This window comes from Dactylosporangium thailandense (genome assembly GCF_059739745.1).
The window spans coordinates 12065444-12089841 of record NZ_AP029195.1 but is presented as its reverse complement, the minus strand read 5'-3'; the positions used below and the strand labels follow the sequence as shown (position 1 = coordinate 12089841).

General features: G+C 72.0%; 23 protein-coding genes and 1 tRNA gene. 9 read left to right on the top strand and 15 right to left on the bottom strand.

Annotation, left to right across the window (positions count from 1 at the left end):
• Positions 1-297: 297 nt before the first annotated feature.
• The 5 genes from AC6JBM_RS54530 to AC6JBM_RS54510 form a co-directional block, all read right to left on the bottom strand.
• On the bottom strand, positions 298-1125 hold the full coding sequence (locus tag AC6JBM_RS54530; protein WP_497981315.1) for an ABC transporter ATP-binding protein: 828 nt from the start codon (positions 1123-1125) through the stop codon (positions 298-300).
• Positions 1122-2120 (bottom strand): ABC transporter ATP-binding protein, encoded by a 999-nt coding sequence (locus AC6JBM_RS54525; RefSeq protein ID WP_497981314.1) that lies wholly within the window; start codon positions 2118-2120, stop codon positions 1122-1124. Before AC6JBM_RS54525 ends, AC6JBM_RS54530 begins: the two co-directional genes overlap by 4 nt.
• On the bottom strand, positions 2110-3108 hold the full coding sequence (locus tag AC6JBM_RS54520) for a branched-chain amino acid ABC transporter permease (protein ID WP_350612731.1): 999 nt from the start codon (positions 3106-3108) through the stop codon (positions 2110-2112). Before AC6JBM_RS54520 ends, AC6JBM_RS54525 begins: the two co-directional genes overlap by 11 nt.
• Positions 3109-3118: 10 nt before the next feature.
• Positions 3119-4411, bottom strand: coding sequence for a branched-chain amino acid ABC transporter permease (locus AC6JBM_RS54515; protein ID WP_497981313.1), 1293 nt, complete (start codon positions 4409-4411; stop codon positions 3119-3121).
• A gap of 153 nt (positions 4412-4564) precedes the next feature.
• Positions 4565-5176, bottom strand: coding sequence for an ANTAR domain-containing response regulator (locus AC6JBM_RS54510; RefSeq protein WP_350612734.1), 612 nt, complete (start codon positions 5174-5176; stop codon positions 4565-4567).
• Between the two features lie 83 nt (positions 5177-5259).
• Between AC6JBM_RS54510 and AC6JBM_RS54505 the strand changes: the two genes are divergently transcribed.
• A tRNA-Leu gene (locus AC6JBM_RS54505) sits at positions 5260-5336 on the top strand.
• Positions 5337-5818: 482 nt separating this feature from the next.
• On the opposite strand, the gene AC6JBM_RS54500 is transcribed toward AC6JBM_RS54505, so the two are convergent.
• Positions 5819-6634 carry a spermidine synthase gene (locus AC6JBM_RS54500; RefSeq protein WP_497981312.1) on the bottom strand — a complete coding sequence of 272 codons (816 nt, stop codon included), beginning with the start codon at positions 6632-6634 and terminating at the stop codon, positions 5819-5821.
• A gap of 67 nt (positions 6635-6701) precedes the next feature.
• Between AC6JBM_RS54500 and AC6JBM_RS54495 the strand changes: the two genes are divergently transcribed.
• The 5 genes from AC6JBM_RS54495 (at position 6702) to AC6JBM_RS54475 (ending at position 11679) form a co-directional block, all read left to right on the top strand.
• A complete protein-coding gene (locus tag AC6JBM_RS54495) occupies positions 6702-7973 on the top strand; it encodes a sensor domain-containing phosphodiesterase (RefSeq protein WP_497981311.1) in 1272 nt (423 codons plus the stop codon).
• A gap of 6 nt (positions 7974-7979) precedes the next feature.
• The gene (locus tag AC6JBM_RS54490; RefSeq protein WP_497981310.1) at positions 7980-8876 is read left to right on the top strand and encodes a hypothetical protein; all 897 of its coding nucleotides are present in this window, start codon (positions 7980-7982) and stop codon (positions 8874-8876) included.
• Positions 8877-8954: 78 nt separating this feature from the next.
• A complete protein-coding gene (locus tag AC6JBM_RS54485) occupies positions 8955-11012 on the top strand; it encodes a hypothetical protein (RefSeq protein ID WP_497981309.1) in 2058 nt (685 codons plus the stop codon).
• A gap of 140 nt (positions 11013-11152) precedes the next feature.
• A complete protein-coding gene (locus AC6JBM_RS54480) occupies positions 11153-11428 on the top strand; it encodes a type II toxin-antitoxin system Phd/YefM family antitoxin (RefSeq protein WP_497981308.1) in 276 nt (91 codons plus the stop codon).
• Positions 11425-11679 (top strand): Txe/YoeB family addiction module toxin, encoded by a 255-nt coding sequence (locus tag AC6JBM_RS54475; RefSeq protein WP_497981307.1) that lies wholly within the window; start codon positions 11425-11427, stop codon positions 11677-11679. The genes AC6JBM_RS54480 and AC6JBM_RS54475 overlap by 4 nt, the downstream gene beginning before the upstream one ends.
• 43 nt (positions 11680-11722) lie before the next feature.
• Here AC6JBM_RS54475 and AC6JBM_RS54470 read toward each other — a convergent pair whose 3' ends face one another.
• Complete coding sequence (locus AC6JBM_RS54470) at positions 11723-12313, bottom strand: hypothetical protein (RefSeq protein WP_350612743.1); 591 nt, start codon at positions 12311-12313, stop codon at positions 11723-11725.
• A gap of 97 nt (positions 12314-12410) precedes the next feature.
• Between AC6JBM_RS54470 and AC6JBM_RS54465 the strand changes: the two genes are divergently transcribed.
• Together AC6JBM_RS54465 and AC6JBM_RS54460 are read left to right on the top strand one after the other, a co-directional pair.
• Positions 12411-13076, top strand: coding sequence for a response regulator transcription factor (locus AC6JBM_RS54465; RefSeq protein ID WP_497981306.1), 666 nt, complete (start codon positions 12411-12413; stop codon positions 13074-13076).
• Positions 13073-14449 (top strand): HAMP domain-containing sensor histidine kinase, encoded by a 1377-nt coding sequence (locus tag AC6JBM_RS54460; protein WP_497981305.1) that lies wholly within the window; start codon positions 13073-13075, stop codon positions 14447-14449. Before AC6JBM_RS54465 ends, AC6JBM_RS54460 begins: the two co-directional genes overlap by 4 nt.
• 6 nt (positions 14450-14455) lie before the next feature.
• On the opposite strand, the gene AC6JBM_RS54455 is transcribed toward AC6JBM_RS54460, so the two are convergent.
• From AC6JBM_RS54455 to AC6JBM_RS54420, 8 genes are all read right to left on the bottom strand, one after another.
• Positions 14456-15394, bottom strand: coding sequence for a TAXI family TRAP transporter solute-binding subunit (locus tag AC6JBM_RS54455; RefSeq protein WP_497981304.1), 939 nt, complete (start codon positions 15392-15394; stop codon positions 14456-14458).
• A complete protein-coding gene (locus AC6JBM_RS54450; RefSeq protein ID WP_497981303.1) occupies positions 15391-16002 on the bottom strand; it encodes an HAD family hydrolase in 612 nt (203 codons plus the stop codon). Before AC6JBM_RS54450 ends, AC6JBM_RS54455 begins: the two co-directional genes overlap by 4 nt.
• 13 nt (positions 16003-16015) lie before the next feature.
• Positions 16016-17089 carry a carboxylate-amine ligase gene (locus tag AC6JBM_RS54445; RefSeq protein ID WP_497981302.1) on the bottom strand — a complete coding sequence of 358 codons (1074 nt, stop codon included), beginning with the start codon at positions 17087-17089 and terminating at the stop codon, positions 16016-16018.
• Positions 17083-18069 (bottom strand): aldo/keto reductase, encoded by a 987-nt coding sequence (locus AC6JBM_RS54440; RefSeq protein WP_497981301.1) that lies wholly within the window; start codon positions 18067-18069, stop codon positions 17083-17085. The genes AC6JBM_RS54445 and AC6JBM_RS54440 overlap by 7 nt, the downstream gene beginning before the upstream one ends.
• A gap of 38 nt (positions 18070-18107) precedes the next feature.
• Positions 18108-19886, bottom strand: coding sequence for a bifunctional metallophosphatase/5'-nucleotidase (locus tag AC6JBM_RS54435; RefSeq protein ID WP_497981300.1), 1779 nt, complete (start codon positions 19884-19886; stop codon positions 18108-18110).
• Between the two features lie 19 nt (positions 19887-19905).
• The gene (locus AC6JBM_RS54430; RefSeq protein ID WP_497981299.1) at positions 19906-20526 is read right to left on the bottom strand and encodes a TetR/AcrR family transcriptional regulator; all 621 of its coding nucleotides are present in this window, start codon (positions 20524-20526) and stop codon (positions 19906-19908) included.
• A gap of 232 nt (positions 20527-20758) precedes the next feature.
• Complete coding sequence (locus AC6JBM_RS54425) at positions 20759-22345, bottom strand: phytoene desaturase family protein (protein WP_497981298.1); 1587 nt, start codon at positions 22343-22345, stop codon at positions 20759-20761.
• Positions 22346-22557: 212 nt separating this feature from the next.
• Positions 22558-23187, bottom strand: coding sequence for a TetR/AcrR family transcriptional regulator (locus AC6JBM_RS54420; protein ID WP_497981297.1), 630 nt, complete (start codon positions 23185-23187; stop codon positions 22558-22560).
• Positions 23188-23232: 45 nt separating this feature from the next.
• On the opposite strand from AC6JBM_RS54420, the gene AC6JBM_RS54415 reads away from it, so the two are divergent.
• A complete protein-coding gene (locus AC6JBM_RS54415) occupies positions 23233-24384 on the top strand; it encodes an acyl-CoA dehydrogenase family protein (protein WP_497981296.1) in 1152 nt (383 codons plus the stop codon).
• The last annotated feature ends 14 nt before the right edge of the window (positions 24385-24398 follow it).

Below are 24398 nucleotides of genomic sequence, written 5' to 3'. Positions count from 1 at the left end.
GCCAGACAAAAGGGCGGTCCCCGGAGGGCCTTCGGCCGAGGGGGACCGCCCTAGCCAGGTCCGGGGGGCCAAGGACGGAACGCCGGCCCCGACGGCCCCGATATGACCTCGGAAAATCACCGTTCCGCGAGCGGAACAATGGCCGGATCACCAAGGTCATCATGAATATCGCATTACGCAAGCGGGCGCCGGTAAAAACGCCGTGAAATCGGGAACGAAAGCGAGCCGGATGAGGAGCCGAAAAATCCCGCGCCCCCGAGGGAGGCGCGGGATTTTCCGCGGTGCGAAAACGACGGTTCAGGCCCGGGCGAGCGTCCCGAGGTACAACTCGATGACCCGCGGGTCGTTGATCAGTCCCTGTCCCGACGCGGTGTAGGCGTTGCGGCCCTGGTCGAGCACGTAGCCACGGTCGCAGATCTGCAGGCACCGCCGCGCATTCTGCTCGACCATCACGACCGTCACGCCGGTCGAGTTGATCTGCTTGGTCCGGAAGAACACCTCGTCCTGCAGCGCCGGCGACAGACCGGCCGACGGCTCGTCGAGCAGCAGCACGCTGGGCTCCATCATGAGCGCCCGGGCCATCGCCACCATCTGCCGCTCGCCGCCCGACATGAGGCCGGCCCGCTGCTTGCGCCGCTCGGCCAGGGTCGGGAAGAGCTGGGTGACGAAGTCGAAGCGCTCCTTGAACCGCTTGGGGCGCAGGAACGTGCCCATCTGCAGGTTCTCCTCGATGGTCAGCGCCGCGAAGACGTTGTTCGTCTGCGGCACGAAGCCGATGCCCCGCTCGACCAGCGCGTGCGCCTTGAAGTTGGTGATGTTCTCCCCGCGCAGCGTGACCGCGCCGGAGCGGATGTTCACCAGCCCGAACATCGCCTTGAGCAGCGTGGACTTGCCGGCGCCGTTCGGGCCGATGATGCCCACGAGCTCGCCGTCGTGCACGTAGAGGTCGGCGCCGTTGAGGATGTTGACGCCGGGCAGGTATCCGGCGACGACGTCGTCGGCCCGCAGGATCGCGCCCTCGGCCTTCTCCAGGTGCTCGGAGCGGTCGACGATCTCGTTGCTGGCCGGCGCCTCGGACTCGTCGGGCAGTTCGGTCTCGTCGGGCAGTTCGGGAGAGACGGTCACGATCGGTCCTTTCGGTCGGAGCCGTCGGCCGGCGACTGCTCCTGCTCGAGCTCGTCGACGGCCGGGATCAGGGCCACGTCGCCGCCCTCGGCGAGCTCGCCGGCGTCGACCTCCTCGCCGCCGACGGTCTTGACCGCACCGTCGTGGTGGGCGCCCAGGTAGGCGTCGATCACCCGCGGGTCGGCCATGACCTTGTCCGGGGTGCCCTCGGCGATCACGCCGCCCTGCCCCATGACGATGATCCAGTCGCTGATGTCGTGGACCATGTCCATGTCGTGCTCGACGAACAGCACCGTCATGCCGTCCTCGCGCAGCTGCTTGACGTGGCCGAGCAGCGACTGCGTCAGGGCCGGGTTCACGCCGGCCATCGGCTCGTCGAGCATGACCATGTCGGGCTGCACCATGAGGGCCCGGGCCATCTCCAGCAGCTTGCGCTGGCCGCCCGAGAGGCTGCCGGCGAAGTCGTCCTTCTTGGCGATGAGCTTGAAGCGGGTGAGCAGATCCTCCGCGCGGGCGGTGATCTCCGCCTCCTGCTGCTTCCAGATGCCCGGGATCAGGGCGCGCCAGAAGCCCTCGCCCTTCTGCCCGGTGGCGCCCAGCCGCATGTTGTCCATGACGGTGAGCTTGGACAGCGCCTTGGTCAGCTGGAAGGTGCGGACCATGCCGGAGCGGGCGACCTTGTGTGCCGGTACCCCGGAAAGGCTCTTGCCATTGAACGTCCAGGACCCCTCGTCCGGCGCGTCGAAGCCGGTGAGCAGGTTGAAGAACGTCGTCTTGCCGGCGCCGTTGGGCCCGATGAGCGCGGTGATCGAGCCGCGCTGCACCTCGGCGTGCTTGACGTCGACGGCGGTGAGGCCGCCGAAGCGGCGCACGACGCCGTCGGCGACGAGGATCGGGTCGGGCTTGGGCACACCCGGCTCGCACGCGACGTCGGCCAGGGCCGCCGTCGCCCGCTCCTTGGCGGTGCCGGTCGCCTGCAGGGACTCAGCGGACATCGAGCATGACCTCCCTCTTGTCGCCGAAGATGCCCTGCGGCCGGTAGATCAGCAGCAGGATCAGGCCGATGCCGACCAGGATGTACCGCACCGAGCCGGCCTGGTTGGTGCTGATCAGCCACGACGGGATGTCCTTGTGGTTGATCGCCTCGGACAGCGTCGAGTCGATGAAGACGAGCAGCACCCAGAAGATCGACGCGCCGACGACGGGGCCGAAGACCCGCGCCGCGCCGCCGAGGATGACGATCGTGTACGCGAAGAACGTGAACTCCGTGCCGTACGTGTCCGGCTGCACCGCGGCCCGGTCGAGGGCGAAGACGAAGCCGCCGAGCGCGCCGATGACACCGCCGAGGACCAGCGACTGCATCTTGTAGGAGAAGACGTTCTTGCCGAGGCTGCGCACCGCGTCCTCGTCCTCGCGGATGGCCTTGAGCACGCGGCCCCACGGGCTCTTCATCAGCAGCCAGACGACCAGGCAGGCCAGCAGCACCAGGCTCCAGCCGACGACCAGCACCCACAGCTCACGGTCGGTGAACGTGATGAGGTCGGCGATGTTGACGCCCTTGCTGCCCTGGAACGGGCTCAGGTCGTAGAACTCCTGCGAGAAGTTCTGCAGGCCGTCCGAGGCGCCGGTCCACTTGCGCAGGCCGGTGGCCCGGTAGATGAGCCGGATGATCTCGGCCGCGGCGATCGTGACGATGGCGAGGTAGTCCGCGCGCAGCCGCAGGGTCGGGATGCCGAGCAGCAGCGCCAGGATGATCGCGGCGGCCAGGCCGATCGCGACGCCGAGGAAGAACGGCAGGCCGAACGTGGAGACCGTGATCGCGATGCCGTAGGCCCCGACGCCCAGGAACGCCGACTGCCCGAAGTTGAGCAGGCCAGTGTATCCGAAGTGGACGTTGAGGCCGACGGCCGCGAGCGCGTAAGCAATAGTGGTGGACCCGATGATCGCTTCCAGCGAGACGCTGAAGATGGAGTGCCAGTTCATCGTGTCCCCCTCAGCCGATCCGGGTCCGGCGGCCGAGGATGCCCTGCGGCCGGAAGAGCAGGATCACGATCAGTACGGCGAGCGCGCCAACGGTCTTGAGCTCGGACGGGATCCACAGCGTCGACAGCTGCACGAACAGGCCGATCACGAGGCTGCCCACCAGGGCGCCCCAGGCCGTGCCGAAGCCGCCGAGCGTGACGGCCGCGAAGACCAGCAGCAGGATCTGGAAGCCCATCTGGTAGCCGACGTTCTGGTAGGTGCCCAGCAGCACGCCGGCCAGCGCGGCAAGGCCGCCGCCGAGCGTCCAGACCAGCCGGATGATGCGGTCCACGTTGATGCCGGAGGCCGCGGCGAGGGCCGGGTTGTCGGCGACCGCGCGGGTCGCCTTGCCCAGCCGGGTGCCGAGCAGCGCCCAGGACACGCCCACGATGGCCAGGATGGCGATCACGTCGCAGACGAGGTTCTTCGGCGCGATCGTGAACGGCCCGTACTGGTGGCCCGGCTGGCCGTTGTACTCCCCGAAGGACTTGGCCTCGCCGCCGAAGAAGTACAGGAAGATGTACCGCAGGGCGAGGGACAGACCGATCGAGATGATCATCGTGGTCACCATGTTGGTGCGGCGCCGGCGCAGCCAGCCCCAGAACACCCGGTCCTGGGTGTAGCCGGCCACCGCGCCGATCACGACCGCGATGAGCCCCGACAGGACCAGCGGCAGCCCGATGGTCACGTTGAACAGGAAGGTCATCAGCGCGCCGAAGGTGACCAGCTCGCCGTGGGCGAAGTTGGTCAGGCCGGTGGTACCGAAGATCAGCGAGACGCCGAGCGCGGCCAGCGCGATGATGAGCGCGAAGTGGACGCCGGTGTAGAGCAGGTCCGCGTAGCGGTCGAAGCTCGACGGCGCCTTGGGCGCACCCGGATTGTTCTGGCCGGCGGCACCGGCCGCCCCGCCGAGCGGGAAGAGCACGTTGCGTGCCTGCCCGTCGGCCACGGCCGGCGTCAGGCTCGGGCGGTTGTTGGTCACGGTCAGACCGGACGGGAGCGTGGACACGTCGAGGTCGACCCGGTACGTGCCGGGGCCCGGGACGGCGATGGTCCATTTGCCCTGAGCGTCTGAGGTTGCTACGCCGACGGACGCGCCGTCCTGGGTGAACGCACTGATCTTGACCCCGGCGACGGGTGCGTCGCCGTTCTTCAGCGTTCCCTGCAACGCCTCTCCCTCGGCCCAGGCGCTTGTAGCGCCGATGCCGAAGGAGAGCATCACGCAGGCCAGGAAGGCCGTGAGCATGATCACGGCTCTACGCAATGGTGCTCCTCGAATAACGGTGACTCACGGTGGATCCCGACCCTCGGGACTGGCGGATCATAGCCCGGGGTACAAGCCATTTGCGCGCCGTTACCAAGCCGTTATTCGATGTCGAGCAAGCTGCCACAAAACGTGCCGTGCGCAGGTAAAAGGTCAGGACTCCGCGGTTACGGTGCTGTTTCCGCCGGCGGTCTCGGCAATGATGCGATCGGCGACTTCCCGCATCGTCATGCGGTGATCCATCGCGGTGCGCTGGATCCATTTGAAGGCCTGCGGCTCGTTCATGCCGTACGTCGCCATGAGCTGGCCCTTGGCGCGCTCGACGACCTTGCGCGTCTCGAGCCGCTCGGTGAGCGTCGCCACCTCGGACTCGAGCACCGCCAGCTCCGCGTACCGCGACACGGCGATCTCCACCGCCGGCACCAGGTCGCTCTTCTGGAACGGCTTCACCAGGTAGGCCATCGCACCCGCCGCGCGCGCCCGCTCCACGAGGTCCCGCTGGCTGAACGCCGTGAGGATGACGACCGGCGCGATCCGCCCGCCGGCGATCTTCTCGGCCGCCGCCAGCCCGTCCATGATGGGCATCTTGATGTCCAGGATCACCAGGTCGGGCTTGAGCTCCTCGGCGAGCCGGACAGCCGTCTCGCCGTCGCCGGCCTCACCGACGACGTCGTAGCCCTCCTCCACGAGCATCTCGCGCAGGTCGAGGCGGATGAGGGCCTCGTCTTCCGCGATGAGCACCCGACGGCTCTGTGCCTCGGCCACAAGCCTCTCCCGATCCGATCCGACGCGTCCGACGGCGGTTACCGTCGCGATCAGAGTAGTGGGTACCCTAGTGCGGCGTACTCGTCCCGGTATCCCAATCGGCAGAGGAACGGAGCTCAAACCTCCGACAGTGTGGGTTCGAATCCCACCCGGGGCACCAAACCGGCACACAAGCCCCACGAGAACGTGACGCCGGACACCATTTGGCCGGCGTAACTACCACGGCGCGCGCGAGTCGATGCGCGTTGCGTCGATCCCCGCGGCCTTGCACGAGCACTCAGGACGCACTTCGACCGCCTCCAACCGCGACCCTAACACGCATCCTCACGTGTCGGATATTTCGCCCGACAGGGTAAATATCGGGCAACGACGGGTCTTGTCCCGATCGGCCACCCGCGATCGGCAACGCGCAGCCGAAAGTGCAAGCGAGCGTGGCGCAGAGACCCGCGGGGTGCAGAGACTCGAGTGAGGGCAGTGCAGAGACTCCGGCACCGAGCACCCGGGAAGTCGCAGGAGCCTCGCCGAGCCGAGCCGAGCCGAGACCGAGCGGGCCGAGCGGAACCGACGGAGCCAGGTGCGACCGCAGGCGGAGCCGGGCCCGCACGAGCGCGCCAGCCGGACGAGTCCGGCGAAGTGGGCCGCCTAGTCGAGCTGGACCGGCTCGGCGCCCTCGGTCAGCAGGTCCAGGCTCGCGCCCGTCACGACCTGGGCCGGCTGCCGATCCCGGCCCGCGATCGCCGCCAGCCGCTGCACCGGCAGCCGGTCCGCCTCCAGCGCCGCCGCGAAGACCACGTTGCCGAAGCGGCGCCCCCGCAGCAGCTCCGGCCGCACGATCAGGCACACGTCGGCAAAGGCGGTGCGCAGGGTCGCGGCCTGGCCCCGGGAGAAGTTGAGCGGCGCGAGGTCGGCGACGTTGAGGGCGTACACGCCGCCGGGGGCGAGCAGGCGCGCCACCGAGGCCGCGAAGCCGACGTCGGAGACGCTCTCGGGCATCTGGGCGGCGTCGTACACGTCGCCGATGATCAGGTCCCAGGCGCCGGGCTCCAGGCCGGCGACGGTCGCGCGGGCGTCGCCGAAGAGCAGGTCGATCGAGGCGTCCTCGGGCAGGGGCAGGATGCGCTGGACGAACGCGGCCAGGCGGCGGTCGCGCTCGATCACGAGCTGCGGGGAGCCCGGGCGGGTCGCCGCGACGTACCGCGGCATCGTGAACGCCCCGCCCCCGAGGTGCAGCACGCGGATCGGCTCGCCCTCCGGGAACGCGGCGTCGACGACCGAGCCGAGGCGGCGGGTGTACTCGAAGTACAGGTGGGTCGGGTCGCGCACATCGACGTACGACTGCTGCACCTCCTCCACGAGGAGCGTCCAGCCGCCCTTGCGCCGGGGGTCGCGCACCAGGCGGGCCGCGCCGAACTCCCCGTTCTCGGCGATCCCGTCGATGATCTCCCGCCAGCTTCCCATTGGGGCACAACCTACCGTGCAGGTGCGAAACCCTCAGCTGAGGGCAGGACCAGCCGAATCTGCGGACATGGAGGGCCGCACCACCATCATCCGCACGGTCGACGACGTCATCGACGCCCGCGCGGTCACCACTGTCTTCCAGCCCATTGTGCGTCTCGACTCCTGGAACCACCGCCGGCACGAGGTCGTCGGCTACGAGGCACTGACCCGGGGCCCGGCCGGCACCCCGTGGGAGGAGCCGCTGCCGCTGTTCGAGGCGGCGGCCGGGCGCGGGCGCCTCGCCGAGCTCGACTGGGTGTGCCGGGCCGCGGCCTACCGCGCCGCCCTCGACGCCGGCCTGCCCTTCGGGCTCACGCTCTTCGTCAACGCCGAGCCGGCCGCGCTCGGGGTGCCGTGCCCGCCCGACCTGGCCCCGACGATCCTCGACGCCCAGCTGCGGCTGCGGGTGGTGGTCGAGATGACCGAGCGGGCCATCGGCCACGACCCGTCGGCGCTGCTCACCGCGGCCGAGGCGTGCCGCGGGGCGGGCTGGGGCGTGGCCCTGGACGACGTGGGCGCGGAGCCGGCGTCGCTGTCGGTGATGCCGTTCGTGCACCCCGACGTGGTCAAGCTCGACCGGCACCTGACCCAGCGGCCCGCCGGCGGCGACGCCGCCCGGGTGGTCAACGCCGTCGTCGCCTACGCCGAGCGCGCGGGCGCCGCGCTGCTGGCCGAGGGGGTGGAGACCCGTGAGCACCTCGACGCCGCGCTCGGCATGGGGGCCACGCTCGGCCAGGGCTGGCTCTTCGACCGGCCCGGGCCGCTCCCGGCCGACGTGCGCACCCGCCCCGGCTCGGCCACCGTCCCGTTCGTCGTCGCGCCCGCCTCCCCCGGGGGCCGCACCCCGTACGAGCTCGTCGCCGCCCGCCGGCCCACCGCCGAGGCGACGAAGCGGATGCTGCTGCCGCTGAGCCACTACCTGGAGGCGCGGGCCCACGACCCCGCCGAGCCGCCGATGCTGCTGGCCTCGTTCCAGGAGGCGCGGCACTTCACGCCCGCGACCGCCCGCCGGTACCGTGCCCTGGCCCGCGACGAGTCCCTGGTCACGGTGCTGGGCACGGAGCTGCCGAGCGTGCCGGTGGACGGGGTACGCGGGATCGCGCTGGCGAGCGACGACCCGCTGCGCGGCGAGTGGAACGTCATCGTGGTCGGGCCGCACTTCGCGGGCGCCCTCGTGGCCCGGGACCTGGCCGACACCGGCCCCGAGGAGCAGCGGCGGTTCACCTACGCGCTGACGTACGACCGGGATCTTGTCCTCGACGCGGCCCGTGCGCTCCTGCAGTGGGTTGTGCCAACATAGGCGTCCATGAGGCGCCTGCTCGTCGTCGCGCTGCTGGTGCTCGTCTCGCTGGGCGGGGCGGCGCTGGCCGGGCACGCGCCGCCCCTTGCCCCTACCCCGGCTCCGACGGCCGGCCCCGCGCTGCCGGTACGGGTCGAGCTCACCCAGGGGCGCGTCGACGAGGTGCGGCACACCGTGCAGATCTCGATGCACAACGACGGCGCCGACAAGCTGATCGTCGAGCGGGTCGAGCTGCAGTCGCCGTCGTTCACCGGCACCGAGCAGGTCAGGGCCGACGCGTGGCTGCCGCCGGGCGGCCTGCAGGTCGACGTGCCGGTGTCGTACGGCAAGGGCGTCTGCACCGGCGACGACCTCAAGCCGCGCGCCGCCCCCTCGTTCGTGGCCCTGCGCGTGCGCACGGAGAACGGCCCGGCCCGCGACGTGCGGTTCCCGCTGGCCGACCCGAACCCGATGCTCGACAAGTTCCTCGCGATCGACTGCCAGCAGGCGTACCTCGACCGCCAGGCGACGTTCACCTTCGGCCCCTGGACGCACCTGCCCAGCGGCTGGGTCGACGGCACCGTGGTGGTCCGGCGCACCGGCTTCAAGGGCACGATCACGCTGCGGGAGTTCGTCGGCAGCATCCTGCTCGAGGTCATGCCCGTCCCGCTGCGGGAGGCGACCCCGAAGCCCTACGGCGTGCTCCCGCCCGGCACGGACGAGCTGAAGATCCCGATCATCGTCGACGGGGAGCGCTGCACCCCGCACGCGCTCGCCGAGATCAAGAAGCCGTACGTGTTCCCGGCCTGGGTCAGCCTCGACGGCGGCCCGCCGCTCTACACCGAACTCAAGATCACCGATGCCGAGGTCGCCGCGTTCAAGCCGGTCATCGACGCCTGCGCGGCCGGGCACACGCAGATGTGACGCCATCGTGGCGCCGGAGTTTTAAGCCAGCTTTAGGCCGGTTGCGACGATGTGACGGCTGGTGCCATGCTCCCAGCCATGTCCGAGGCCGGTCGGCGGGCCCAAGCCGCTCTCCCCGCGGTCGCCCTGCTGGTCCTCGCGACCGGGGCGGCGCTGGGCCTGTCCACGCTGCTCGGCTTCGCCCCGCTGCCGCCCGCCTGGCGCATCGCCCTCACGCTCGTGCTCGCGCTGCTGCTCGCGCTGGCCGCCGCCGACCAGGTGCGGGCCGCGCTCACCGACTGGCAGGGGGCGGCCGCCGCCGAGTGGGGCGCACACCGCCGCCCGCGCCGCAACCTCGTCACCGGCGACATCACCCAGCCCAGCCGCTCGCTGGAGCGGCCCAAGGCCCGCCGTCCGTCCTGGGCGCGGCTCGCGATCACCGTGCCGATCGCGCTCGTCCTGGCCGCGCTGCTGTGGGTGCCGCAGGTCCCCCCGCACGCGGTGGCGCTCAAGGCGACGACGTTCTTCCTGGGGTACGCCGCCTACTCCCTGCCCGTCCTGCCGCTCCTGCTCACCTGGCCCCTCCCCCGCCTGCCCCGCGAACCGTGGCCCTGGCGGCTGCTGCTCGTCCCGGTGGCCGACCGGCGGCTGTGGCGCGGCGCCGAGCTCGCCACGCTCGCCCTCGCCACCTGGGCGTTCCTGCGCGAGCGGGTGCTGACCCGGGCCACCGGCATCGTCGTGGCGACGGCCGGCCTGCTGCACCTGGTGCGCGGCAACCCGAACGTGCTCGACGGCGGCGCGGCCCGGGCCGGTGGCCTCCTGGGCTTCCTCATCGCCGAGCCCTTGGCGTTCGTACTGTCCGCAGGCGGCGCGATCGCCCTGCTCGGCGGCGTGCTCGGGGTCGCCGCGGGGGTCATCGCCGCGTCGGTCGGGCGGGCCTGGGGCACCGTCGTCGGGTACGCCACCCTCGCCCTCGCCGTCGCGGTGCCCCTCGGCGCCGTCGGGGCCGGGCACTGGTACGGCTACGAGTACTTCCTGCGCACCGAGAACGGCCGCGTGGTCGTGGTCGCCGGGCTCTCCCCCACGCACCGGCAGGCGGTGCACGACACGAGCCTGTCGGTCGACGGGCTCAGCCCGTCGCTGCGGCAGCTCTTCGCCGACGGGCTCCCGGTCGCCGACTACGCCGACGGGGACCGGATCGCGAAGGCGCTCGCCGCGCCGGCCACCGCCGCGGCCGACGCCTACGCCGGGGAGCAGTTCGACCTCAAGGCCGGCGAGTGCTTCGACTGGATCGGCGGGTCGTCGCAGCTGCGGTACGTCGCGCAGTGCAACGCCGCCCACGTCGGCGAGGTCACCTTCGTCGGGCACCTGCCCTTCACCGTCGACCCCGGCGAGAAGGCGGTGCAGATCGCGACCCGGGCGATGTGCGAGCAGTCCTACGGCGACTACCTCGGCGTCCCCTTCGGGCAGTCCTTCCTGACGCTGGAGAAGCCGCTGCTGCCGCCGGGGCTGGACAAGGCCTGGCACGCCAAGCCGGTCATCGCCTGCTGGCTGCAGTCCGTCGGGCCGTGGCCGCTCAAGGGCACCCGCACCGTCGCGGCGCTGCAGCAGAAGGCGGCCTGGGGCCCGGCCGGCGGCTGCAAGATCGAGGTGCCGGACGCGCTGCGGATCACCGCCGAGCAGCCCAACGTGCGCTGCGTGGCCCCGGGTCCCGAGCAGCGGCTCAGCGTGCCCGGCGCGGGCTTCAACATCGACCTCGAGTTCGCCGCGATCGGCAAGTCGGCCGGCGGGGCCCGCATCGGAGCCGGGTGCTACGACGGGTCGAACCTCGCCAACGGGTACAGCTTCGAGGTCACCGCCGACGGGGTGATCGAGATCTACAAGCACGCCGGGGACCAGCACCCCAAGGTGGCCGCCTCCGCCAAGCCCAAGAACGCCGGCCCGCCGACCACCGCCTCGACGCCGCTGCAGGTGACGTGCAAGCCGACGGGCGACGGCGGGGTCGAGCTGACCGCGTTCTCGACGGGCAACCGCAAGGCGACCTACGTGGACAAGGAGAACCCGTTCACGTCGCTGAGCCCACGCCTGGTCCTGGCCAACGCAGCCACCGGCGGCGTGGTCATGACAACGATGATCTTCAGCGCGACCCGCCTCTAGGCAGCGTGGGGCCTACCGCCTGGGGCCGTTCGCTCGACGAGCCGGCGTCGCGCATCGACAGGACCGCGGCGCATCCGCGGTTTCCCTTGGCGCTCGGGGAAAGTTGTACAATTTCTTGTACGTCAGCACTTGGGGGACTCATGCGCACCGTCAGCTACTCGGAGGTCCGGCAGAACCTGGCCAAGGTCCTCGACCAGGTCGTCGACGACGCCGAGGAGGTCGTGGTGACCCGTTCCGGTCGCGAGGCCGCGGTCATCATCTCGCTGCGTGAATACGAGTCGTTGAAGGAGACGGCCTACCTGATGGCCAGTCCCGCGAACGCCCGCCGGCTGAACGAGGCCATCGAGGAACTCCGCACCGGCGGCGGCGAAGTCCACGACCTGATCGACCCGGACGGCGCCGCGGAGGCCGCGTGAAGGTCCAGTTCGCCTCCCGCGGCTGGGAGGACTACCTGAGCTGGCAGCAGAACCGCCAGATGCTTCGCCGGGTCAACCAGCTGATCGAGGACATCCGGCGCAACGGCCACGAGGGCGTCGGCAAGCCCGAGCAGCTGCGGGGCAGCCGGGCCGGCTTCTGGTCCCGCCGCATCGACCACGAACACCGCCTCGCGTACCGCATCGTCGACGACGTGGTGCAGATCGCGCAGTGCCGATACCACTACGAGTAGCGCTCGCCCTCTTCAAGCCTCGCCCCGGAGTGGCGGATCGGCGTCAGGCGGCGGCTACGGCGGGCATGACCAGCAGCAGCTGGCCGCCCGGGCGGGTCGACATGCGCACCGGCAGCGCCATCATCCGGCCCGCGCGGATCAGCACCGTCGCGGTGTCCAGGTCGGCCACGCGCAGGCCCGGCGAGCCGCTGCGGGCCGGGCCGGAGACCATGAGCACGCCGCGCCAGGCGGCCTCGGCCAGGCGGCGGGAGTGGCGGACCTGGCGGGTCGAGCGGGGTTCGGTGGGCACGGCGCACAGATCGGTGTACCCCTGCGCCCACGCGCGGTCCAGGAACTGCCCGGCTCCGGGGTCGCCGAAGACGCGGAAGATCTCGTACCGGTGGCGATTCCCGGCCGTGTACCGGTGCACGCTCGCCGTGCGCCCCGCGGCGGTCAGCAGCTCGGCGAGCCGCTCGGCCGCCGCCCCGCGGTTGAATTCCGCCAGCACGCCGTCGAGAGATCGTGCCCGGGAGCCCCCCAGCGCCCGGGCACGGCCTCCACCTCCACACACCCCAGTACATCGCACCAGCACGGCCGCCTCGAACGCGGCGACGGTCGAGGCCCGGTAACGCTCGCCGCTCGGCACGATGTCCACCGCACAACCGTGGCAAACGGGCGCCCGGCTGCGGGAGGGTCCGCCCCGGTTCCTTGACGAACTCTTGAAGGTGAGCCTCCCGTACCATGGGCGCACGATGCGGGTGATGCTGGTGGAAGACGACGCACGGGTGGCGGCCGCCCTGGCCACGGCCCTGCGCCGGCGCGGGCACGAGGTGGTGCACTGCCCGACCGCCACGTCCGCCCTCGACACGTTCGCGGGCGAGCCCTTCGACCTGGTGCTGCTCGATCTCAACCTGCCCGACGGCGACGGCATCGACGTGTGCCGAACGCTGCGCCGCAAGGACGAGAGCGTCGCCATCATCGCCGTGACCGCCCGGGCCGAGGAGCGCGACCGGGTCGTCGGGCTGCAGACGGGCGCCGACGACTACGTGGTGAAGCCGTATTCGATGGCCGAGCTCAACGCGCGCATCGAGGCGGTGCTGCGCCGGGCCGCACGGGCCGCGCCGCCGCCGAGCGAGGTGCTCGCGGCCGGGCCGGTCACCGTGGACGTGGCCGCGCGCCGGGTGGTCGCCGACGGGCGGGACGTGTCGCTGACCCGCAAGGAGTTCGAGATCCTCGCGGTGCTGGCCCGCACGCCGGGGGTCGTGGTGTCCTACGACCGGCTGATCCTCGCCGTGTGGCAGACGAGCTTCGTCGGGCGGCACACCCTCGACGTCCACGTGGGCTCGCTGCGCGCGAAGCTCGACGTGCCCGGGCTCGTGCAGACCGTGCGCGGCGTCGGTTACCGCCTCGCGCCATGAGGGTCCGACTGGTCGCGGTGTACCTCGTGCTGCTCCTGCTGGTGCTGGCGGCGCTGGAGGTACCGCTGGCGATCTCTCTTGCGGGACGGGACACCCAGCGGCTGGTCGCGGACCGGCTCGCCGACGCGACGCGGTTCGCCACGCTCGCCGAGCCCGCACTGCGCGACACCGACACCGCGGAGCTGGCCGCCGAGCTGACCCGCTACGACGACGTCTACGGGGTGGCGGCCGTGGTCGTGGACCAGGACGCGCACCAGGTCGTCGGCTCCCGCCCCGACCTGCGCCTCGCCGACGGCAACGTGCTGCGCCAGGCCCGCCGCGCGCTGGAGGGCCGGGAGGCGAGCGAGGACGGCACGGTCTGGCCCTGGCGCACCCAGCCGCTCGTCGTCGCGGTGCCGGTCGGCCGGGGCGGCGAGGTGATCGGCGCCGTCGTGACCGTCTCGCCGACCCGCAGCAACGCCAACGGCGTCGGCAGCGCGTGGGGCATCCTGGCCGGCGGCGGGCTCGTGGTCCTCTTCGCCGGCATCGTCGCGGCCTGGTCGCTGGCGCGCTGGACGCTGCGGCCGGTCGCCGAGCTCGACTCGGCCGCGCACGAGCTCGGGGCCGGCGACTACGCGGTGCGCGTCCCGGCCGCCGACGGCCCGCCGGAGCTGCGCCGCCTCGGCAGCGCCTTCAACGAGATGGCGGCGACCGTCGCCGACTCCCTGGAGCGGCAGCGCGCGTTCGTCTCGCACGCGAGCCATCAGCTGCGCAACCCGCTGACGGCGCTGCGCCTGCGCGTGGAGGACCTCGGCGCCGACCTCACCGACCCGCAGGCGATCGAGGGCCACCGGCTCGCGCTGGAGGAGGCCGAGCGCTTCGGCGAGGTCCTCGACAGCCTGCTCGCCCTGGCGCGGGCCGAGCGGGGCAAGTACGACCTCGCCGTCTTCGACGCGGGCGAGACCGCCTGGGCCCGGGTGCTGGCCTGGCAGCCGGTGGCCGCGAAGAAGGACATCACGCTGCGGTACGTGCGCCCGGCCCGGCCGCTGCGGGCCCGCGCCGTGCGCACCGCGATCGACCAGGCCCTGGACGCGCTCATCGACAACGCGGTGAAGTTCTCGGGGCCCGGGACGACGGTGACGGTACGCCCCGGCGCCGACGATCACGGCGTGGCCCTCCATGTGATCGACAACGGCCCGGGCCTGACCGAGGAGCAGCGCGAGATGGCGACCGAGCGCTTCTGGCGCGCCCCGGACGCCCAGAACGTCGACGGCAGCGGCCTGGGCCTGCCGATCGTCGCCGTGCTCGTCGACGCCTCCGGCGGCCGCTTCGACCTGCTGCCCAACGAACCGTCGGGCCTGCACGCCCGGGTCTGGTTCCCCGCCGCGCTGTGACCGGCGCTACGCCTTCTGGTCGCGGTAGTAGCGGATCGCGCCCGGGTGCAGCAGCAGCGGCGGGGTCGAGATGGCGGAGCGGATGTTCAGCCGCGCGGCCGCCTGGTGGGCCTTCGCGAGTTCGTCGCGGCCCTCGAAGAGCAGGCGGGTCACGCCGTACGCCAGCGGCTCGCTCATCGACAGGCGCACCACGAGGTAGTTGGCGATGCCGATGGCCACGGTGGCCGTGATGCCCGTGTACGTCGAGGCCGGCACCACCCGCTCGGCGTAGTAGTCGCCGTACTCCCCGCGCAGCAGCTGCACCGACTCCTCCAGCGGCAGCAGCGCGATCGGGAACGCGCGGGCCAGGTCGGCGATGGCCGCGACCGGCAGGCCGCCGGAGAAGAAGAACGCGTCGATGGTGCCCGCCTGCAGCGCCTTCACCGAGTCGTCGAGGCCGAGCGGCTGGGCGTCGACGGTGACGTGCGAGACCTCCAGCACGCGGGCGGCGGTGATCGCGGTGCCGGAGCCCTCGGCGCCGATCGAGACCTTGCGGCCCGCGAGGTCCTGCAGGCGCCGGATCCGGCTGCCGGCCGCGACGACGACGTGGATGTGGTCGTCGTAGAGGCGGGCCAGGGCGCACAGCTGCTTCGGGTGGCTCTGCTCGTTGCCGGCGGCGATGTCGGCCTGGGTGAACGCCACGTCGGCGGTGCCGTCGAGCACGCTCTGCACGTTGTACTGCGACGCCGCCGTGGTCAGCACGCTCGCGTGCACGTTGGGCAGGTACCGCTTGCACAGCTCGGCGATCGCCGTGCCGTAGCGGTAGTAGACGGCGCCCGGGCTGCCCGTGGCGATGCGCAGGTCGCCGGTGGCCTCGGCCCCGTCGTCGTCGCAGCCGGCCAGCCCGGGCAGGGCGAGCGCCACCGGGCCGGCCGCGGCCAGGCCCAGCAGCGTCCGGCGTCTCATGCCGGCAGGCCCAGCAGCGGGCGCAGGGCCTCGATGGTCGCCGCCGCGCCCCGGTGGTGCAGCGTGGTCATGCCCAGCGCGCGGGCGGGCTTGAGGTTGCCGGGCAGGTCGTCGACGTAGACGCACTCGGCCGGGTCCAGCCCGACCGCCTCGGCCCCGAGCGCGTAGATCTCCGGGGCGGGCTTGCGCAGCCCGACCTCGGCGGAGATCACGACGCCGTCGAAGAGCTCGGCGAGCAGGACGCGGTCGTACCGGTCGAGCCCCCACGAGTTCGAGATGAGCCCGGTGCGGATGCCGGCGTCGTGGGCGGCCCGCACGAAGCCGAGCATCGCCACGTCGTCCCCGGCCTCGCCCATGAGCCGCGGGATGAGCCCCTCGGCGGCGATGCCGGGCCCGAGCAGCGCGGCGAACCCGGCCTCGAACCCGGCCTCGGGCAGCGTGCCGTCCTCGAGCCCGGCGAGCAGCTCCCGCGCCCGGGGGTCGGTGCGGAACAGCTCCCGAACGGTCCCCGGCGCCAGCCCCTCCCGCGCGCAGAACGCGTCGAACGACGCGAACACGTCGGTGGTGAGCACGCCGCCCCAGTCGACCAGCAGACCCCTGTGCGTCATGCCCCGAGGGTAGTCACCCCTTCGCGGTCTCGGCGGCGAGGGCGAGCACCACCTCCCGGTGCGACCCGGCCTGGCGCTGCCGGTGGGCGGAGGTCCCGCGGGAACGGAGGGCGGCCAGGAGCTCCAGCGCGGTGTCCCACTCGTCGCGGGCCTCCAGCGCCGGGCGCACGTGCTGCAGGAGCGCGTCGATGCGGACCCCGGCCGGGACCGCGGAGCGGGTCGTCGGGTCGACGAGGTGCCCGCCGAGGCCGGAACGGGCCGCGCGCCAGGTGGCCGCGCGCAGCAGCACCTGCGGCGCCTCCGGCAGCGGCCGGCCGGCGTCGTCCTCCTCGGCGGCGACGGTGACCAGGGCCCGGGCGAGCGCGGCCAGCAGCACCACGTCGTCGAGGTCGGGGCAGGAGTCGGCGACGCGCACCTCGACGGTCGGGTAGCGGGCCGACGGGCGGGCGTCGAAGTACACCATCCCGGCGTCGCTGATCACGCCGCTCTCCACGAGGGTGGCGACGACCCGCTCGTACTGCGCCGCCGAGTCCAGGTCCGGCGGCGGCCCGACGGTGGGCCAGCGCGAGGTGACGATCGTGCGGTAGCTGGCGTAGCCGGTGTCCTGGCCGGCGAAGTACGGCGAGGAGACGCTGAGCGCCAGCAGGGTCGGCAGCCACTCCCGGATGCGCCGGGTGATCCGCACGGCCTGGTCGCGGTCCGGCACCCCGACCTGCACCTGGCACGCGGCCACCTGCTGCTCGTCGACGAGCTGCATGTACTCCTGGGCCATGCGCTCGTAGCGCTCGTTCGGGTACACCCGGCTGGGCGTGCTCCCGGAGCTCGGCACCGTGCCGGCGGCGACGATGGCCAGCCCGTGCCGGCCGGACGCCTCCACGAGCGAGCGCCGCTTCTCGGCCAGGTCGGCCCGCAGCGCGCTCAGGCCGGTGTGCACGGCGCTGCCGGTCTCGACCATCGACCGGTGCAGCTCCGGCTCGGCGTCGGCGCCGCGCAGGACCCGGCGGGCGGCCGGCTCGAGGTCGCCGGTCTCGCCGTTGACGACGTGGAACTCCTCCTCGACCCCGATGGTGTCCCCGACGGCTACCACCGGCCGTGCACCGACTCACGCACGAGGTCGTCGTAGACGCGGGCGACCGCGTCGTGGGTTTCGGCCGGCAGCGGCGGGAGCGCGGCGGCCCCGGCGTTGCCGCGGGCCTGCTCGCCGTTGCGGGCGCCGGGGATGACCACGGAGACGGCGGGGTGGTCGATGATCCAGCGCAGCGCGAACTGGGTCATGGTGGCGCCCTCGGGCTTGAGCTCGGCCAGGCGGCGCACGGCCCGCAGACCGGTGCCGAAGTCGACGCCGGAGAAGGTCTCGCCCTGGTCGAAGGCCTCGCCGTGGCGGTTGTACGTCCGGTGGTCGTCGGCTCCGAAGGTGGTCTGCTCGTCGTACCGGCCGGAGAGCAGCCCGCTGGCCAGCGGCACCCGGGCGATGATGCCGACCCCGGCCTTCTCGGCCGCCGGCAGGACCTCGTCGAGCGGCTTGAGCCGCAGCAGGTTGAAGATGATCTGGACGCTGGCCACGTTGGGCCGGGCGATCGCGGCGAGGGCCTCGGCGGTCGTCTCGACGCTCACGCCGTACGCCTTCATGCGCCCTTCGGCGACCATCTCGTCCAGCCCGTCGAACACGGCGCCGGTGTGGTAGACCTCGGTCGGCGGGCAGTGCAGCTGCACCAGGTCGAGGGTGTCGACGCCGAGGTTCTGCCGCGAGCGGTCGTTCCAGGCGCGGAAGTTGTCGAGGTTGTAGTTGGGCGCCTCCTGGGGCACCCGCCGCCCCATCTTGGTCGCCACGGTGACCGTCCGGTCCTGCGGCAGCGAGCGCACGAACTGCCCGACGAGGCGCTCGCTGCGCCCGTCGCCGTACACGTCCGCGGTGTCGATGAACGTCACGCCCGCCTCGTGCGCGGCGGTCAGGGTCGCGAGCGCGTCGTCCTCGTCGACCTGGCCCCAGTCGGCGCCGAGCTGCCACGCGCCGAGTCCGACGACACCCACGGGGACACCGGTGCGCCCCAGAATCCTCTCCTGCATGGAGACCACCCTAAGGCGCACCGGATCACGCCGCCCGGCTAGAACACGGGGGTTCCCTCGCGCACGAGCTTCCAGTTGGCGACGAAGAAGTCCGCGGGGTCGATGGAGCCCTTGGCCTGGGCCCAGTCGATGAGCAGCTGGCGGATCTCCTGCTGCGCGTTGTACACCTGCGTCTTGACGATCCCGGGGAAGTTCCCGCCCCCGGAGCGCCGGTAGTTGTTCACCGCGACGACGAACTGCTCGGCGTCGCCGACCGGGGCGCCGGTGCCGGGGTGCACGAGCCGCGTGATGCGCTGGCCGACCGGCTTGGAGATGTCGATGTCGTACTCCACGCCCGAGAGCGTGTCGTAGTTGTAGTCCGGCACCGACGGGTCGCTGATCGTGGCCGGGTCCACCGGGGCGCCCGGGGCGAGCGTCACGAAGTACTTCGCCGAGTACTCGAGGTAGGCCCGCACCTCGGCGCCGGTGAGCACGACGGCCTCGAGCGTGTTGTCGTAGATGTAGAGCCCCGCGACGTCCTTGATCTTCACCTGCCCGGCCGGGAACAGCGCGGTGCGGGAGAAGGGCGCGGCGATCGACAGCACCGGCAGCGACGCGTACTGCCCACCGGCCATGGCCGCGGCCACGGTGTCGGTCTGGACCTTGTTGATGTAGTCGAGGATCGCCGTGTCCTTGTAGCGCGACTCGGCCGCCGAGAGCTCCTGCGTCGAGGTCGCGACGACCTGGTTGACGTAGGCGACGGTCGTGTTGTGCTGGGCCTTCACCGCGGCGAGGACGACCGGGTCGGCCGCGTACGCGTTGGTGTTGATGGTCGAGGCCGCCTTGGTGGTGATCTGCCAGCGGCCGCGGTCGCGGCTGAGCGTGAAGTCCATCCGGGTGACCCGCTGGCCCCACTTCGACGGCTCGGACAGCAGCACCTGCGCGCCGGTCGCCGTGTTGGTCACGAAGCGCTGCGGCACCTCGTTGTGCGCGTGGCCGAACAGGATCGCGTCGATGCCCGGCACCTGCGCGGCGATGAGCGCCGACGGGTTCTCGTTGGGCAGCTCGGGGCCGTAGCTGCTGGTGCCGCTGTCGCCGCCGTGCGCGCTGATGAGCACGATGTCGGCGCCGCGGCGGCGCATCTCCGGCACGTACTTCGCCGCGGTCGCGATCATGTCGTCGAAGCGCAGCTTCCCCTCGACGTTGGCCCGGTCCCAGATGGCCACGCCGGGGTTGGTCAGGCCGAGGATGCCGACGCGCAGGTTCGGAGCGCCCTGGCCGAGGTCGACCTTCTTGATGACGTACGGCGTGAAGGCCGGCCGCCCCGTCTTGGCGTTCACCGCGTTCGCGGCCAGGGCCGGGAACCCGAGCTGGCGGATCCACAGGTCCAGCAGCGGCAGCCCGTAGTTGAACTCGTGGTTGCCCAGCGTCACGGCGTCGTAGCGGATGACGTTCATCGCCCGCGCCATCGGGTGCCGCTCGTGGGTGGTGGTGATCGGCTCCTGCTTGGCGTAGTACGTGGCCAGCGGCGTGCCCTGGATGGTGTCGCCGGCGTCGAGCACGAGGGTCGCCTTGCCGCGGCGCTCGGCCCGGATGGTGTTCACGACCGTCGCGGCCTTGGCCAGCCCGACGTCGTTGTGGGCGCTGTCGTCGTACTCCGCGTCGCGGTAGTAGTCCCAGTTGTAGACGTTGCCATGCGTGTCGGAGGTGCCCAGCAGGGTCAGGTCCCAGGTCTTCGGGCCGCTCGGGTGCGCCTCGGCCGCCGAGCCGGCGACGAACGGGGCGGCCGCCGCGGCCGCGGCGGCCGCGAGGACGCCGCGCCGGGAGAGGTTGGTCATGTCACGCCTTCCATGGTGATCAGTCCGCCTCGTGGGCGTCCCGAGCACCATAACCGCCGATCAATGACCGGATCCCGTCCAGGTATGTGGCATTGTCCACGCTTCCGGCCAGGACGTGCTGGATCACGTACCCCTGCACCAGCCCCATGACGACCGCGGCCACCGCGCCCGGGTCGGCACCGGGGTCGAGCAGCCCGGCGTCGCGCTGCCGCGTGACCAGCGCCGTCGCGCTCGCCCGGATGCGGCCGTAGATGCCGCCGACGAGCTCGGCGAACGCGGGGTCGTAGGCGGCCTCGCCCCACACCTGCACCGCGATGCGCACCGGCCCGCCGCCGCCGAGGTTGCGGTCGACCTGCCCGATGAGCTCGGCGAAGGCCTCGGGCAGGGCCGGGGGCGGGTCCTGGGCGAGCAGCTGCTCCAGGGTGCCGAGGATGCTGCCGACCTTCTCCTCGGCGATGGCGTGGATGAGCTCGGCCTTACTGTTGAAGTACCGGTAGAACGCGCCGACCGAGAGCCCGGCCTCCTTGATCACGTCCTGCATCGAGGTCTGGTGGAAGCCGTTGCGCAGGAAGCAGCGCGTGGCGGCGTCGAGGATCTGCTCGCGGCGTGCGGCGAGGTGTGCTTCGGAGACGCGGGGCATGTCCCCGATAGTAGAGCGAACGCTCGCTTTCCAAGGCTCGGGCCCAGCCACTGACCGGCCAAAATCCGGCGAGGCAATTGGCCTTGCCCGTGAATCCGTAGGTTCGAGTCCCTGGCGGCCCGCCGATTTCGCGCTCGTTTCGTCGCTCCAGGCGGGGCGCTTCGCCACCTCGCAACCGGGGAAGCCGGGGGTGAATCTCGACGGGGCCGGCTCCTTGGTCGGCGGCTGCGGGTCAGTGCCGCCGAGCCTGCCGTCGGGTCAGTCTCTCTGCGACGATGTGCCCGGAGCCGCCGCCGAGCCCTGCCCCGGGATGGGTGGCGGCACCGATGTGCCACAGCCCGCGTACCGCCGTCGCATGCCGTCCGGACGAGGGCAGCGGCCGCCACAGGAAGCTCTGGTCCAACTCGGCGCAGCCGCCGTACGGGTCGCCGTCGACCGCGTTCGGGTTGTGCTCGGCCAGTTGGGTTGGCGTGACCACGTCGACGGCGAGGACCCGGCCCGGCAGATCCGGTGCGTGTACGGCGATCCGGTCGAGGATTCGGTCGGCGTATCCCCGGGCCAGGTCTGGTTCCCAGCCCCGGGCCACGTCAAGGTTGCCGGCGGCGTCACCGCGCGGTACGTACGGAACCTCCTGGAGTTGCAGCCACAACGCCGCGCGTCCGGGCGGGACCCGCACCGGGTCGAGGAGGAACTGCTGCCCGACCACCACGGTTGGCCGGGCGGGCAGCAGCCCCGCCTCGGCCTCGGCGCAGGCGATGCCCGTGCTGGCCGCGCCATCGGAGACGTGCACGATCGGCATCGCGCCGAGTCGCTCGTCACGCCAGGCGAGCGGAGCTGACAGCGCGACGTGGATCTGCATCGCGGCGCGGCCGTACCGGAATCGGTGCGCCTCTTCACGCATCCGTGCATCCGACGTGCCCTGAGGCAGGAGGCTGCCGTACAGCGCGGCCGGTGTCACCGAGGCCAGCACCGCGCGCCGGGCGTGGATCACCCGGTTGCCGGCCAGCACGCCCACGGCCCGGCCCCGCTCCACCAGGATCCGTTCGACCGGTGTACCCGTCTCGACGTGGACTCTGAGGCTGTCGAACAGCGACCGGAACGCCTCGACAAATCGGCCGGCGCCGCCGGCGACGACCGGCGCGCCGTACTCGTGCAGGGTCGCGGCCAGCAGCGGCATCATGAATCCGCCTCCGGCATGGTCGGGCGACAATCCCGCGTGCAGCAGCCATGGGGTGAACAGGTGGTCCACCTCGGTCCCGCGGAACGTCGCCCGTACGTATCCACGGCCGCTGGTGACAGTCGAGCGCAGCCAGGACTCCACGCCGGTGCGGCCGCCGATCCGCAGCAGCCCGGCGACGTGGCGCAGCAGCGTCGGTGAGCGCGGTTCGCTGCCCATGAGTCCGGCGATCGGGCCGATGTTGTCGCCCAGCCGTCGCAGGGACGCCAGGTAGGCGGTGCGGTCGGCCGAGACCGCGAACCCGTCGGCGGTGACCGCGGGGTCCCGGTGCGCCACCGTCACCCGCCCGTCGTCGGCCACGCTCGCGCACAGCCAGGCTTCCGTGTTGTGGTACCGCAACCCGTGCTCGGCCAACGGTTGGCGCAGGCGTGCGAACGCCGGCCCGGCCAGGAACAGCGGATGCCACGACGAGTACGTGTCGTGCAGGTATCCGGGCAACGTGCGCTCCTCGGTAGCGATGAACCCACCGAGATCGCGGTTGCGTTCAACCAGCGCAACGGACCATCCTGCCAGGGCCAGCTCAGCGGCGGCAACCAGTCCGTTGATCCCGGAGCCGATCACGACGGCATCGACTGTGGCCACCCCATGAGCGTGCGTCCCGCAACCCGACCCCGGTTCACCCGCATGGTTGTATATGCGTGTCTCGGGCTGCCTTCACCGGCCGGTCGACGGGCAGACGTCCGATCAGTGGGCAGCGGTAGCCTGCGTCCGACGCGGCGGTCCTCGCCTCGCGGCGCGGCAGCTCCGTGCCGATCCGCTGCGGTAGCCGATCGGGACATGGACCCTCCGGTTGCTCAGCGCTCCAGCTCGGCGAACCGCCGCTCCAGGCCGTCGACCAGTGCGTCCAGGCCGAGTTCGAAGGCCGAGTCGTCCACCTGGGCGTGCCGGCCCGCCAGCCGGTGTGCGTCGCGCAGGTGTGGGTAGTCGGACGCGTACAGCGAAGGGTCGTCGACGAAGCCCAGCGCGAACGAGCCCAGCGCCGAGCCGGCCACGAAGTACCGCATCGCCGCCCCGATCCGCGTCGCCTGCGCCGGGGGCCAGCCCGCGTCGACGAGGGCGCCGTACACCGCGTCCGCCAGGCGCAGCGAGGCCGGGCGGCGGGCCGGGCCGCGGGCCAGGAACGGGACCACGTTCGGGTGGGCCCGGAAGGCGGCCCGGTAGGCGCGGGCCCACGCGCGCAACGCGGCCGGCCAGGGGTCGCGGCCCAGCATCGACAGGTCGACGCCCGCCACGATGGCGTCGCCGATCGCGTCGACGATCTCCTCCTTCGTGGCGAAGTGGTTGTACAGCGACGGCGCCTGCACGCCGAGCTCGCGGGCCAGGCGGCGCGTCGAGAGGGCGTCCAGGCCCTCCGCGTCCACGATCGCGGTGGCGACCTCGACGATGCGGTCGCGGTTCAGCAGTGGCGTTCGGGGACGGACCATGAGTACGATCCTAGAAACTAACAGCGTTAGTTAAGGAATCAGGCTATGGATCTGACCCTCAGCGACGAGCAGCAGGCCGTCCGGCGCATGACCGCCGAGTTCACCAACCGCGAGATCCTGCCCCATGCGGCGGCCTGGGACCGGGCCGAGCAGGTGGACCTCCAGATCGTCAAGAAGCTCGCCGGCCTGGGGCTGTTCGGCGTCACGATCCCCGAGGAGCACGGCGGTAGCGGGGGCGACCACCTGACCTACTGCCTGGTCCTCGAGGAGCTCGGCCGCGGCGACTCGTCGGTGCGCGGGATCGTCTCGGTCTCGCTCGGGCTGGTCGCCAAGACGATCCTGCAGCAAGGCACGGCGAGCCAGAAGCAGCAGTGGCTGCCCCGGCTGTGCTCCGGGGAGGACCTGGCCTGCTTCGCGCTGACCGAGCCCGACACCGGCTCCGACGCCGGCAACCTCGCCACCCGCGCCACCAAGGCCGACGGCGGCTGGCGGATCGACGGGGCCAAGATGTTCATCACCAACGGGACCTGGGCGAGCGTGGCGCTCGTCTTCGCGCGCACCGGCGGGCCCGGGCCGAAGGGGGTCTCGGCGTTCCTGGTGCCGATGCCCGCCGAGGGCCTGCAGGTCACCGAGATCCACGGCAAGCTCGGGCTGCGCGGCCAGGCCACCGCGATGCTCAGCTTCGACGACGTCTTCGTGCCCGCCGCCAACATGCTCGGAGCGGAGGGCGAGGGCTTCAAGATCGCCATGGCGGCGCTGGCCAAGGGGCGGATGTCGCTCGCCGCCGGCTGCGTCGGCATCATCCAGGGCTGCCTGGACGCGGCGAGCGCCTACGCGACCCAGCGGGAGCAGTTCGGCAGGAAGATCGCGTCGTTCCAGCTCGTGCAGCAGCTGCTCGCCGACATCGCCGTGGAGGCCGACGCGGCGCGGCTGCTCACCTGGCGGGTCGCCGACCTCATCGACCGCGGGCAGCCGTTCGCCACCGAGTCCTCGACCGCGAAGCTCTTCGCCAGCGAGGCCGCGGTCCGCGCGGCCAACGCCGCGCTGCAGGTCTTCGGCGGATACGGGTACATCGACGAGTACCCCGTGGGCAAGTACCTGCGCGACGCGCGGGTCACTACCGTGTACGAAGGCACCAGCCAGATCCAGAAGCTCATCATCGGCCGTGCTCTCACCGGCGTGAGCGCGTTCGCGTAAAGGGGCCCAGCACC